Here is a 12,396-nt window from a genome sequence, read left to right as displayed (position 1 = left end):
CACTTGGGTGAGCGTTGCCTGAGGACTACGATGCAGAGGTGAAAGCATGACCGCGGCGAAACAAGTCATCGTTATCGGCGCCGGCATCATCGGCGCATCGATCGCCTGGCATCTCACCAAAGCGGGCGCCCGGGTGACGGTCATTGCCGACAGCGCCGCCGGCGGAGTGGCGACTCCGAATTCGTTTGCCTGGATCAACGCCAGTTGGGGCAATCCGGAGCCGTATTTCCGGCTGCGCACCCGCGCCATGGCCGAATGGACAAGACTGGTGCAGGACCTGCCCGGCCTGCCGCTCAGCTGGTGCGGCGGCCTGTGCTGGGATCTGTCGGCGGCCGACCTGAAAACCTATGCCGAAGAACATTCATCCTGGGGCTACGGCATCGAGCGCGTCGACCGCGCCGCAGCCGCGCGCATCGAGCCCAATCTGACCGAACTTCCAGATTTCGCCCTGCATGTCGCCCAAGAGGGCGTCGCGGAACCCGTCGCCACAGCGAAAGCGCTGCTGGCCGACGCGGAGCGGCATGGCGCGCGCATCCTCATCAGCGCGGTAACGGCACTTGCCCAGAGCAATGGCCGCATTACGGGCGTCGACACATCACATGGGCTGGTTGCCGCCGACGAAGTGGTGATCGCGGCCGGCGTCGGCTCGCCGGACATTGCCGCGACGGCCGGCGTCAGACTGCCGATCGAGACGCCGCCGGGCCTGATCGTCCATTCGCGGCCATACAGAAAACTGCTCAACGGGCTGGTGCTGGCCGAGCGGCTGCACATGCGCCAGACCGCGGAGGGCCGCATCATCGCCGGCTCTGATTTCGGCGGCGGCGACCCGGGCATGGATGCCGACGCCACGGCTCGCGAGTTGTTTGCAGTCATGAAGGCCATGCTGCGCGACAGCGCCGGACTGGAACTGGATTTCCACACGATCGGCTACCGGCCGACGCCGGTCGACGGCTTCCCGGTCATCGGCCGCGCCGAGGGCATGCGTGGTCTCTATGTCGCCGTCACGCATTCGGGCATCACGCTGGCGCCGGCGGTCGGCCTGTTCGCCGCCCGGGAGATCCTCGACGGCGAGCGTGACCCGCTGCTGGCACCTTACGGATTGGGTCGCTTCGCTCAGTAGCCCGGCGGGCGACTGAAGCCGCCAGTCAAGGGCGCCATCGCCTTGGCCATGCCGAACAGCCGCGATTCCGACCAGCGTCTGCCGACCAGTTGCAGGCCGATCGGCAGGCCGTCGCCATCCTGTCCGCACGGCATCGAAAGGGCTGGGTGGCCGCTGTAGTTGAAGACGGCGCCATAGGCCGGCAGCATCCAGTAGCTCTGTTGCCCACCGCCGACCTCGATCGTCGTGCCCGGTTCGCAATGCGGGAAGGCCGTGGTCATGGCGACCGGACAAAGCAGCGCGTGATGGCTCTCGAAAAAAGCATCCCAGGCGAGGATGGACCGGTCGCGGCGGGCGAGTGCCCCGAACCAGCGGGAGATCGGTGTCGGCTCTTCCGGCGGCTCCGGCTGTGCGGCTTCCATCATCATGCCGATCAGCGCTCCCCCCTGGGCAAGATCGTCGTGCAGATCGAGCCTGGGCAGCTTCGCTTCCTCGACGGTGGCGCCGGCCGATTGCAGTTGTCTTGCGAGATTTTCAACCGCTGCGCTAATGTCGCCGGCCACCGGGAAACCGGGAAAGGTCGATGCAAAGGCGATGCGCACTGTCTGGAGGTCAAGCTCCGGCATGGCCTCAACCGGCACCGGCGCAAGATCGGTGTCGCGCCCGTCCGGCCCGGCGATGATTCGGTAGATCAACGACAGATCGTCCACGCTGCGCGCCAGCGGCCCGAGGCAGGACATCAGCCGCACGCTGCGCGCGGCGCCAGCCGGGTCCGGGAAGGCGCCTACCAGCGAGACGCGGCGCTCCGTCGGCTTGAGCCCATAGACACCGCAGAAGGCGGCGGGCAGCCGGATCGAATCCTGCATGTCCGTGCCGACATCGAATGGTGTCATGCCAGTGGACACCGCCGCTGCGGCGCCGCCGCTGGAGCCACCTGCGGTCCGCTCAAGGTTCCAGGGATTGCTGGTGCGGCCGAACAGCGGATTGTTCGACTGCCAATCGGAAAGCATGGTCGCGACATTGGTCTTGGCGAAGAGATTGCCGCCGGCCGCCTTTAGCCTCGCAACGACCGGGCTGTCGTGGCTCGCGACGTAGTCGGCGAAGGGCGGAAAGCCGACAGTGGTCTTCATGCCCGCCGTCTCGTGCGTGTCTTTCAGCGTGAAGGGAACGCCATGCAAAGCCCCGCGCGCCTCACCGCGCGCCACCATCGCGTCAGCATTTCTTGCCCGCTCGCGCGCGCCTTCCCTGTCGAGCGAAATGACGGCGTTGACCGCTCCGTTGTGGCTATCGATCTGCGCGAGATGGGCGTCGAGTGCTTCGACGGCCGAAATCTTGCGCTTGGCGATGGCGGCCGCGAGATCGGCGATCGAGGAAAAGATGGCGTCCATGGCGAATGCTCCGGCTTGACCGCGCTCGCCCGAGTGAAGATGGCGGACAGCGGCATGACTTCAAGCGGAGTCGAGCATTCGAGGATCGGCAACGCTTGATCGAAATTGCGTTGCCGAGTCGATGAAGTCAGCGCTGTCCCGCGACGTTTCTCATTTGCAATCCGGAGAATCGCTACCCGACCAACGCCAGTTTCGGCGCTGCCGGCGCAAAGGGACGAATGGCGATCTCCTCTCGGGTCATGGTGACAAAGCTCGACGGCGGAACAGCCTGCCAATCGCCGCCGTCGCGGTCGAAAGGTTCGGAGACGATACAGCGGCCGCCGCCCGTGCGGAACATGGAGGTATAGAGCGTCGGCGCGTGGGCGTCGGTGGCGTAGCGCACCGCGTGCAGCGCCTGTCCGTCCGAGAAGGCGGCGGTGAGTTTCAGGGCCGGTTCAAGGCCGGCGCGGCGCGAGGCTTCGAGCACCCGGGCGGTGGCGCGCGACACCGCGCCTTGCGGGTCGCCGGCCAGTCCCTCATCAATCATCAGCAGGAAGAACAATTCGGAATCGGTGGTACCTTCGCGCAGGTCGAAGACGGCGTCGGACAAGGAATTCTCCAGCGCGCGGCGGATCTTTTCGAAGCCGCCGATCTGGCCGTTGTGCATGAACGACCAGGGACCCGAGATGAAGGGATGGCAGTTCATGCGGCTGGTGGCGCCGCCGGTCGAGGCCCGCACATGGGCGAGGAACAGGCCGGACTTGATCTGCCGGCACAGGCTCTTCAGATTGGGGTCCGACCAGGCCGGCAGGATGTCGCGATAGAGACCCGGTTCCGGCCGGTCGCCATACCAGGCAAGGCCGAAGCCGTCGCCATTGGTCGGCGACTTCGCTTCCTGGGCGCAGTGGCTCTGGGCGATCAGCGAGTGGCAGGGCGCCGTGAGGATGTCTTCGAGAAAGACCGCTTCACCGAGATAGGCCGCCCATCGGCACATCGCTTCCGTCGTCCTCTAGGCGCGATCGGGAAGAGCCGCGGGCTCCTTGGTCGCGTGTGTGCCCCTGTTGTGCGTCCGCTCGTAAAGCTGGCGGACGATTCGGCTGGCGGTAGCCTCGAACAGAAATGGCAAGAAAGCGTGAAGGAGCGCGGCGCCCGCCGCCATCAGCAGACGCGAGGAGAACCAGGCGGCGAAGGCCATATGGCTGAAATAAGTTTCGCCGACCTTGGCCGGATGAGAGGTGAAAATGCTTGCTACCGACATGCTGGTCCCCTTCAGCGCTTGAGTTCTTATGTTGAGTATCCTGGCACGCTTTGCTGGTTCATCGGTCCCAAAATGTCCTTGTATTTTGTTACTCCTTGGGACAAACATCCCACATGGCGCTCGAAATCGACGAAATCGACCGAAAATTGCTTGCCGAATTGCAACGCGACGGCACGTTGTCGGTCGACCAGCTGTCGGAACGGGTGGCCTTGTCGCGCAATGCGTGCTGGCGGCGCGTCAAGCGGCTGGAGGAGGATGGCGTCATCACCGGGCGCGTGGCGCTTGTCGATGCCGACAAGCTTGGGCTTGGTCTGTCGGTGTTCATCCTGATCCGCACATCGAACCATGATCCCGGCTGGTTGCAGAAATTCCGCGCGGCGGTGACGGGCTTACCCGAGATCATCGGCGTCTACCGCATGTCCGGCGACCTCGACTATGTCTTGCGCGCCCGTGTCGCCGACGTGAAGGCTTATGACCGGCTATACCAGCGGCTGATCGCCAAGGTGGCGCTGTCCGACGTGTCCGCCTCCTTCGTCATGGAGGAGATCAAGGAGACGACGGTGGTTCCGATGGAAGTGCGCTGAGCTGCGCTCCGGCCATAGTGATGCCCGAAAGAAAGACGTTGATACTCTTGCACGCGAATTGACCGAATCGGCATTCGCGCCGATAGGATCGATTTTATGCGCGCAGCTCTCCAAACTCCCTCCGTGATCGGTCCGACTGTCGGCTTCGTCAGGTTGCCGCATGGTGAAGGACTACCGCTTCCCGCCTATGAAAGCACCGGCGCCGCCGGCATGGATCTGCGTGCGGCCGTGCCGGATGACCGGCCGCTGCTGATCCTGCCGGGAAAACGCGCCTTGGTGCCGACCGGCCTGATCCTGGAAATTCCCGAAGGCATGGAAGGCCAGGTCCGGCCTCGCTCCGGCCTTGCCTTCAAACACGGCCTCACCGTCCTCAATTCGCCTGGCACGGTCGACAGCGACTATCGCGGCGAGGTGAAGGTGCTCTTGATCAATCTCGGCGACGAGGATTTCGCCGTGACGCGCGGCATGCGCATCGCCCAGCTCGTTTTCGCGCCAGTGACTCAAGTGGCCGTTGAAGAGCGTTCCCTGGCCGGCGGCACGGCGCGTGGCGCGAGCGGGTTCGGATCAACCGGCACCGCCTAATGTCCTTTCCTAAACTTGTTATTTTCGACTGCGACGGCATCCTCGTCGACACCGAGAACCTTGCCAACCGACGCCTCGCCGAATGGCTCGTTGCCGCCGGCTATCCGACAAGCTTCGAATATTGCCGCAAGAATTTTTCCGGCCGCAGCATGGTCTCGGTGCAGAAGCAGATCGAAGAGCAGACAGAGGTCAGGCTCGGCGCCGATTTCGTCGAGCGCTGGAATGCCGGCCTGCCTGATCTGTTCGCCCATGGCGTCGAGGCGATCCCCTATGTCCGGGAGTTTGTCGAGGCGGTGCGCGCGGCCGGCATCGCCTATTGCGTGGCCACATCGGCCAGGATCTCGAAGATGCATATCACGCTTGGCCAGACCGGGCTCTTGCCGCTGTTCGAACATGCGATGTTCAGCGCCACCATGGTCGGGCGCGGCAAACCGTTCCCGGACCTGTTCCTGCATGCGGCCAACACCCTAGGCTTTGCGCCTGCCGACTGCATCGTCATCGAAGACAGCGTCGCCGGCACGCAGGCTGGCATTGCCGCCGGCATGCGGGTGTTTTCCTATCACGGCGATCCCTATTCCGACCGCGATGGCCTGATCCAGGCTGGCGGCATCCTGTTCGACGACATGCGCGAACTTGCCGGATTGGTGCCGATCCACTGATTTATCCAGTTTGACGGGCGGACTGGACCTGTTGGGGCGCTATGCTACGTTCCACGCGCCCGACACCCCGAGCCGTGATGTCAACGATCTCCGAGGCAGCGCGCGAGGCGTCGTCGCACGAGAGTTCGGCATCCGCCACTTGGGAAAACAGCACATTACGTCAAGGATTCCGACGCGTTCGAACATTTGTCAGCAGAGAACGCCAAACGCTTCCGAACCAACCGCATTCGTTTGCCCAGGCAAAGAGGGCAAGATAAAATCCGCTCCACCAATCAGCACGCGATGGGGGAACTACCATGGACAAGGGCAAGATTTTTCGCGACCTGCATGCCACGACCTTCGTCATGCCCAATCCTTGGGATGTCGGCACGACGAAGCTGCTTGGCTCCTTCGGTTTCAAGGCTTTGGCGACGACCAGCGCCGGCTTTGCGTTTTCGCGCGGCCTGCCGGATGGCGCCGTGACCTTCGATCAGATGATCCATCATTGCCGCGAGGTGACGGCGGCAACCAGCCTGCCGGTGTCGGCCGATCTCGAGAGAGGCAAGGGCGACAGCGCCGAGCAGGCCGCTGAAACCATCTTCGCGGCCGAAGCGGCCGGCCTTGCCGGCTGTTCGATCGAGGATCACACAGGCGATCCCGACAAGCCGATCTATGATTTCGCCCACGCGGTCGAGCGCGTCGCGGCGGCGGTGGAAGCAGCACGCGCGCTGAAACGCGATTTCGTGTTCACGGCGCGCGCCGAGAACTTTTTGTGGGGCAAGTCCGACCTCGACGACACCATCAAGCGGCTGCAGGCCTTCGAGAAGGCCGGCGCCGATGTGCTCTACGCGCCAGGCATCGGCGACGTCGAGATGGTGCGGACCTTGTGCTCGGCGGTCAGCAAGCCGGTCAACGTCATGGCGAGGCCCGGCTTCACCACCGCCGATCTCGCCACGGCAGGGGCAAAACGCATTTCGCTCGGCCCGTGGCTGACCAATTTCGCCTATGGCATGCTGGAGACGGCGGCGCGCGAGATTCAGCAGGATGGCACGTTCGGCTTCACCCGCGCCGCCATGCCGTTCGGCAAGTTGCAGGCGCTGTTCGGCAAATCCTCGGACTGAAAAGACCCCGTCACATGACCCTTACCGTCGTCGACATGCATACGGGCGGCGAGCCGCTCAGGATCGTCACCGGCGGCTATCCGGAGATCCCGAAGGGCACCATCCTGGAAAAGCGCGCCTATGTGCGCGACCATCTCGATCATCTGCGCAAGCTGCTGATCTTCGAGCCGCGCGGCCACTACGACATGTATGGCGCCTTGCTGGTCGAACCCGACTTGCCCGGCGCCGACCTTGCCGTACTGTTCATGCACAATGAAGGCTATTCGACCATGTGCGGCCACGCCATCGTCGCGCTCGGCCGCTATGCCGTCGACGAAGGCCTGGTGGTGAAACAGGAGCCAATCACGACGGTCAACATCGAGGCGCCGTGCGGTTTGGTGGTCGCCTCGGTCGAAGTCCAGGACGGCAGGGCCGGCGCGGTGTCGTTCGAAAGCGTGCCGGCCTTCCTGTTTGCCCGTGACCAACGGATCGAATTGCCGGGCTATGGCGCGATCGGTTTCGACGTCGCCTATGGCGGCGCCTTCTATGCGCTCGCGGACTGCCACCAGTTCGGCCTTGAGTTCGGCCGCAACCGGGTGCGCGATTTCGTCGACGCGGCGACGGCTTTGACGGACAGGCTGAAAGCGGATTTCCGGCTGTCGCATCCCGATCACGCCGATCTTGCCTTTCTCTACGGCACCATTTTGACGGATGGAAAGAATGCCTTTTCCGGCGAGGTGACGAAAAACATCTGCGTCTTCGCCGAAGCCGAGGTCGACCGTTCGCCGACTGGCTCCGGCGTCACCGCCCGGCTGGCGGCCATGCATGCCAGGGGCCAGATTGCCATCGGGCAGACGCGCACCTTCGAGAGCATCGCCGGCTCGCGCTTTTCCGGAGCCGTGGCGCGAACGGCGAAGGCCGGTCCGCACGAGGCGATTGTCGCCCGCGTCGGCGGCCGCGCCTACTATTCCGGGCGAACCGAATACATCGTCGAACCCGACGACGAGTTGGGGCGCGGCTTCCTGTTGCGTTGAAGAAACCGCTCAACCGCGGGAGCGAGCCGCTTCCCGTGCCGAGATCGCCTTGTGCAGATGCACCATCATCGCGGCGGCGAAGAGCGGCGACACCAGATTGAGCAGCGGCACGGCAAGGAAGGCCGATATGACCACCCCGGCGACAAACACCGTGCCGGCATAGCGCCCGCGCAAGGCCCTGGCTTCTTCCTCGGGGCGGAAGCGCATGGCGGCGAATTCGAAGAATTCGCGGCCGAGCAGATAGCCGTTGACGACGAAGAAAGCGGCGATGTTGATGCCTGGCACCAATAGAAGCACGACCGCCACGATGTTGCCGAGGATGACGACACCGAGGAATTTTATCGCCAGCACCAGCGAACACAGCGCCGGCATGGCGCGCCCAACCGGATCCCGGGGATAGTCGGTGCGCTCGACCACCTCGGCGACGTCGTCGAGGAACAGGCCGGCGACCACGGCGGTCACCGGCGCGACGAGCAGCGCCATGCCGAAGGCAAGCGCTATTGCCGCAATGATGCCGCCGAGCCAGCCGGCCCAGGACGGCGCGCCGGGCAACAGCGTGTGAAGCCATGGCAGGGCCAGCCACTCGACAAGGCTGGTCAGGCCGAACCACAGGGCGACCAGCGCCAGCAGGGTCAGGCCAAGCGTCTTGATGAACACGGCACGGAAAGGAGGCGAAAGCAGTTCCAAGGCCGCAGTGCGGGCAGCGTCCAAAATCACCGTGCTTCACCCCCAGGTAAGGCGGACACCGCCGGAAGGCGGACGCCTTCCGAGATAGGCAAGGCGGGTCGCTAGCACAAGCGCGTATGATTTTCTGGTTGATGCGATCGCGGATCGAAAGCCGCTTCACACTTCCTGGAATTATTCCTACCGCGCGAAAGCCTGCTTGCGGACCGGTATGGTCATGGCCGCCACGCCGGCGACGACGAAGCCCATTCCAGCCCCATGCGGTTGGCCCCAGGCTTTCGCCGAGGAAGACGGCACCGATACCGACGCCGATCGGCACGCGCAGATAGGCTTGCGACGTCGTGCCGACGGAACCCAGCGTGTGGATGAGGCGGAAATAGATGACGAAAGCCAGCGCCGTCGAGAACACCGACAGGCCGAGCAGCGCCAGGATCGATGCCATCGAGGGGGTCAGCGTCCATGGCTGGTCGACCATCAGGCTGAGCGGCACCAGCATGACCGCGCCGCAGAGCATCGAACCGGCGGCCGGCAACGTCGGGTCGAGGCCCTTGAAGCCACGGCCGAAGATCGCGGCACCGGCGTAGCAGATTGTTGCCACGACGATGGCGACCTGCGCCCACAGTTCGTGACCGAGGCCGCCCAGCGCCTCGGTGCCGACGATGAGGCAGATGCCGGCGATGCCGGCGCCGACACCGATCAGCTTGCGCACCGTAACCGGCTCGTGGCGGGTGATCAGCGCGGTCAGCAGGAAGGTGAAGATCGGCGAAGTCGCATTGAGGATGGTGGCGAGGCCGGCGTCGACCGAGCGCTCGGCGGCGGCGATCAGCGTGAAAGGGATCACGCTGTTGAGGCAGGCCTGGAAGGCAAAGCGACGCCACGTGGCCGCATCGCGCGGCATGGCGAGCCCGCGCCAGCGGATGATGGCGAACAGGATGCCGCCGGCGATCAAGGTGCGGGCGGCAATGAAAGTGACCGGCGGGATCGTTTGGACGCCGATCTTGATGAAGGTGTAGGAGGCGCCCCACAGCACCGCCAAGACGCCGAGCAACGCCAGGTCGGTTGTCGTATCGTTTTTTTCGGACATGGACTTGTCGCCTTCGGGGGTGCAATCGGACTTGTTCTAGCCAACGCCGCGAAGAAGTGCTTCGGCCACGGTCGAATTGTCGTAGCGCCTGGCTGTTGACGCGCACCACGTGGACCCCAATTTGCAAGGACCGCAGCTTTACGCCTTGTCGACAGGGAACGGTCATCGCCGCCGCGCCGGCAACGACGGAAAATCGGTTGCCAATTTTCGGGATCATGCTGTAGACCCGCGCGGGCGTGGCAAGAAGCCGGCTCGGTTTTTGGCGGAGACATTGATGCCGGATTATGACGTGCTTTGCATCGGCAATGCCATTGTCGACATCATCGCCCAGTGCGAGGAGGAATTCCTCGAGACCAACGGCATCATCAAGGGCGCGATGAACCTCATCGATACCCACCGCGCCGAACTGCTCTACAGCCGCATGGGCCCTGCGATCGAGGCCTCCGGCGGCAGCGCCGGCAACACGGCGGCCGGCGTTGCCAGCTTCGGCGGACGCGCCGCCTTCTTCGGCAAGGTTTCCAATGATGCGCTGGGCGAGATCTACGCGCACGACATCCATGCGCAGGGCGTCGCCTTCGACACCAAGCCGCTCGAGGGCGAGCCGCCGACGGCGCGCTCGATGATCTTCGTCACCCCCGACGGCGAGCGCTCCATGAACACCTATCTCGGCGCCTGCGTCGAACTCGGGCCCGAAGATGTCGAGGCCGACAAGGCTTCGGGCGCCAAGGTCACCTATTTCGAGGGCTATCTGTGGGATCCGCCGCGCGCCAAGGAAGCGATCCGGCAGACGGCGAGACTGGCGCACGCGGCGGGCCGTGAAGTGTCGATGACGCTGTCCGATTCGTTCTGCGTCGACCGCTACCGCGACGAGTTCCTCGAATTGATGCGCTCGGGCACCGTCGACATCGTCTTTGCCAACAGCCACGAGATCAAGTCGCTCTACCAGACATCGTCCTTCGACGAGGCGCTGGCGCAAATCCGCAAGGACTGCAGGATCGCGGCCGTGACGCGGTCTGAAAAAGGCTCGGTCATCGTGCGCGGCGACGAGACCGTGGTGATCCGGGCGACCGCCATTAGGGAGTTGGTCGACACAACTGGCGCCGGCGATCTCTATGCCGCCGGTTTCCTGCATGGCTACACGCAAGGCCGCGACCTCAAGACTTGCGGTGATCTCGGCTCGCTCGCCGCCGGACTGGTGATCCAACAGATCGGCCCAAGACCAAGGCAGAATCTGCGCCGCGAGGCGGAACAGGCTGGGTTGCTGTAGGAATGGCTCTTCCTTCCGGGAGGAGGAAAAGCAACCGCTCTCACCGTCGCGCGGTTGTCACATATCGCACCTACACGAACTTGCGAGCGTCCCGTGACTGACATTTCGGGACGTCCGCAGCCAGTTGGGGTCTCAAAGATGCAAGACATCAGGCTGTCGGGCGCGATTCGTTGCCGCCGCGATCTCCGTTTTCCGCACTAGAAATTCAGCAACCGGCCGTGGCTTTGGGGAGGAGCACGCGGCCAGAAGACAGATGCATGAACAAATCTCAGACAAACGGTCTCGGACAGGACGACTTCGCGGAGATGGTCGCGGAGGACGTCGAACGCGCGCTGGCCCACTATGACGAGGCGATAAACCGATCCACAGTGGTCTCGGTCGGCAAGATCGCCGGCAGCATAGCGTCGGCCGTCACCTTGCTGTCGCCGAAACTTCAGCGCGCCATCGACACCATCCATGCCGACCTTCCCGGCCTTGCCCAGAAGTTCGTGCGCGCGCTGGCGGCGGAAGCCGCGCGCCGCAGCGAAGCCGGCACCGCCGGAACCACAAACCTGCCGACGGGCTTGTTGGCCGATGAAGCACCTCCTCCCCAGTCCGACGACCTCGAATCGATGCTGATCGAGGACTGGGCCGGCCGTGTCGCCGGTTCGACCTATCTGGAGGAAAACCTGCGCATCGCCCGCTCGACCCTGCACCGCTGGCAAAGGCGGGGGGACGTCATCGCCCTGCGCAAGGGCGGCCGCAAACACGTCTTTCCGCTGGCGCAGTTCGTCGACGGCAGGCCGGTGGCGGGCATAAGCGACGTGCTGTCCCTTATCGGCAATCCGAGGCTGGCTTGGCTGTGGCTGACGCGTCCGGCGACGCAACTCGACGGCCGCATTCCGATCGACCTACTGCGGCAGGACCAGGTCGGGGAGGTTGTCGAGGCAGCGCGGATGTTTACGCCGGACTGAGCGTTTCTCAAGTCCCCGCCGTATAAGCCGCGATCGCCGCCATGTTGACGATATCGCTATCCTTGGCGTTCAGCGACACGATCTGGACCGGCTTGTTCAGTCCGACCAGCAGCGGGCCGATCACTGTCGAGCCGCCGAGTTCCTGCAGCATCTTGGTCGAGATCGAGGCGGAGTGGAAGGCAGGCATGATCAGCACGTTGGCCGGACCGGTCAGTCTCATGAACGGGTATTGCGCCATGGCGCGGGCGTTCAACGCGACATCGGCGGCCATCTCGCCGTCATATTCGAAATCGACGCGGCGCCTGTCGAGGATTCGCACCGCTTCCTGGATACGCTCGGAACGCTCGCCCTGCGGATGGCCGAAGGTGGAATAGGCGAGCATGGCCAGCCGCGGCTCATAACCCATGCGGCGGGCAAAGCCCGCTGCCTCCTCGGCGATATCGGCGATCTGCTCGGCGTTGGGCATGTCGTGCACGGCGGTATCGGCGACGATCACCGTCCTGCCGCGCGCCAGCACGATCGACACGCCGATGACGCGGTGGCCGGGCTTGGCATCGATGACGCGGCGCACGTCGTCGAGCGCGGTGGAATAATTGCGGGTCACGCCGGTGACGATGCCGTCGGCATCGCCCAGCGCCACCATGCAGGCGGCGAAGTGGTTGCGGTCGTTGTTGATCAGCCGCTGGCAGTCGCGGAACAGGAAACCTTTGCGCTGCATGCGCTCGTAGAGATAGTCGGTGTAGATC

General features: G+C 64.3%; 13 protein-coding genes and 1 pseudogene. 8 read left to right on the top strand and 6 right to left on the bottom strand.

The genetic code is table 11. The annotated features are described in order from the left end of the window. Window positions 1-46: 46 nt before the first annotated feature. Complete coding sequence (locus FJ938_RS03330) at window positions 47-1,120, top strand: FAD-binding oxidoreductase (protein ID WP_140691074.1); 1,074 nt, start codon at window positions 47-49, stop codon at window positions 1,118-1,120. Here the strand turns inward: FJ938_RS03330 and FJ938_RS03325 are convergent. From FJ938_RS03325 to FJ938_RS03315, 3 genes are all read right to left on the bottom strand, one after another. After that, the gene (locus FJ938_RS03325; protein ID WP_140612959.1) at window positions 1,114-2,487 is read right to left on the bottom strand and encodes an amidase; all 1,374 of its coding nucleotides are present in this window, start codon (window positions 2,485-2,487) and stop codon (window positions 1,114-1,116) included. The genes FJ938_RS03330 and FJ938_RS03325 overlap by 7 nt on opposite strands. 172 nt (window positions 2,488-2,659) lie before the next feature. Further along, window positions 2,660-3,460, bottom strand: a complete 801-nt coding sequence (locus tag FJ938_RS03320; RefSeq protein WP_140612960.1) for a class II glutamine amidotransferase — start codon at window positions 3,458-3,460, stop codon at window positions 2,660-2,662. Window positions 3,461-3,475: 15 nt separating this feature from the next. Next, window positions 3,476-3,724 carry a DUF6356 family protein gene (locus FJ938_RS03315; protein ID WP_140691071.1) on the bottom strand — a complete coding sequence of 83 codons (249 nt, stop codon included), beginning with the start codon at window positions 3,722-3,724 and terminating at the stop codon, window positions 3,476-3,478. 113 nt (window positions 3,725-3,837) lie between these two features. Here FJ938_RS03315 and FJ938_RS03310 point away from each other — a divergent pair, with 113 nt between their 5' ends. The 5 genes from FJ938_RS03310 (at window position 3,838) to FJ938_RS03290 (ending at window position 7,662) form a co-directional block, all read left to right on the top strand. Next, window positions 3,838-4,308, top strand: coding sequence for an Lrp/AsnC family transcriptional regulator (locus FJ938_RS03310; protein WP_140612962.1), 471 nt, complete (start codon window positions 3,838-3,840; stop codon window positions 4,306-4,308). Window positions 4,309-4,404: 96 nt separating this feature from the next. Continuing rightward, window positions 4,405-4,890 (top strand): dUTP diphosphatase, encoded by a 486-nt coding sequence (gene dut / locus FJ938_RS03305; RefSeq protein ID WP_140612963.1) that lies wholly within the window; start codon window positions 4,405-4,407, stop codon window positions 4,888-4,890. Beyond that, window positions 4,890-5,549 (top strand): HAD family phosphatase, encoded by a 660-nt coding sequence (locus FJ938_RS03300; RefSeq protein ID WP_140612964.1) that lies wholly within the window; start codon window positions 4,890-4,892, stop codon window positions 5,547-5,549. The genes dut and FJ938_RS03300 overlap by 1 nt, the downstream gene beginning before the upstream one ends. Window positions 5,550-5,845: 296 nt before the next feature. Then, the gene (locus FJ938_RS03295; protein WP_140612965.1) at window positions 5,846-6,649 is read left to right on the top strand and encodes an oxaloacetate decarboxylase; all 804 of its coding nucleotides are present in this window, start codon (window positions 5,846-5,848) and stop codon (window positions 6,647-6,649) included. A gap of 14 nt (window positions 6,650-6,663) precedes the next feature. Further along, window positions 6,664-7,662 (top strand): proline racemase family protein, encoded by a 999-nt coding sequence (locus FJ938_RS03290; protein ID WP_140691069.1) that lies wholly within the window; start codon window positions 6,664-6,666, stop codon window positions 7,660-7,662. Window positions 7,663-7,671: 9 nt separating this feature from the next. On the opposite strand, the gene FJ938_RS03285 is transcribed toward FJ938_RS03290, so the two are convergent. Together FJ938_RS03285 and FJ938_RS03280 are read right to left on the bottom strand one after the other, a co-directional pair. Further along, entirely contained in the window at window positions 7,672-8,379 is a 708-nt protein-coding gene (locus tag FJ938_RS03285; protein WP_140691067.1) for a sulfate transporter family protein, read from the bottom strand. Window positions 8,380-8,526: 147 nt separating this feature from the next. Further along, a pseudogene (locus FJ938_RS03280) lies at window positions 8,527-9,430 on the bottom strand (EamA family transporter). 274 nt (window positions 9,431-9,704) lie between these two features. Between FJ938_RS03280 and FJ938_RS03275 the strand changes: the two are divergent. Together FJ938_RS03275 and FJ938_RS03270 are read left to right on the top strand one after the other, a co-directional pair. Beyond that, a complete protein-coding gene (locus FJ938_RS03275) occupies window positions 9,705-10,697 on the top strand; it encodes an adenosine kinase (RefSeq protein WP_140691064.1) in 993 nt (330 codons plus the stop codon). Between the two features lie 257 nt (window positions 10,698-10,954). Then, on the top strand, window positions 10,955-11,650 hold the full coding sequence (locus FJ938_RS03270) for an antitoxin Xre/MbcA/ParS toxin-binding domain-containing protein (protein ID WP_140691061.1): 696 nt from the start codon (window positions 10,955-10,957) through the stop codon (window positions 11,648-11,650). A gap of 7 nt (window positions 11,651-11,657) precedes the next feature. Here FJ938_RS03270 and FJ938_RS03265 read toward each other — a convergent pair. Continuing rightward, a partial coding sequence (locus tag FJ938_RS03265; protein ID WP_281409089.1) for a phosphate acyltransferase occupies window positions 11,658-12,396 on the bottom strand: 739 nt, incomplete at its 5' end.

Origin of the sequence: Mesorhizobium sp. B2-4-14 (assembly GCF_006442155.1) — a bacterium.
Taxonomy (GTDB): Bacteria; Pseudomonadota; Alphaproteobacteria; order Rhizobiales; family Rhizobiaceae; genus Mesorhizobium.
The sequence above is the reverse complement of the archived record's forward strand: the minus strand, read 5'-3'. Positions and strand labels throughout refer to the sequence as shown.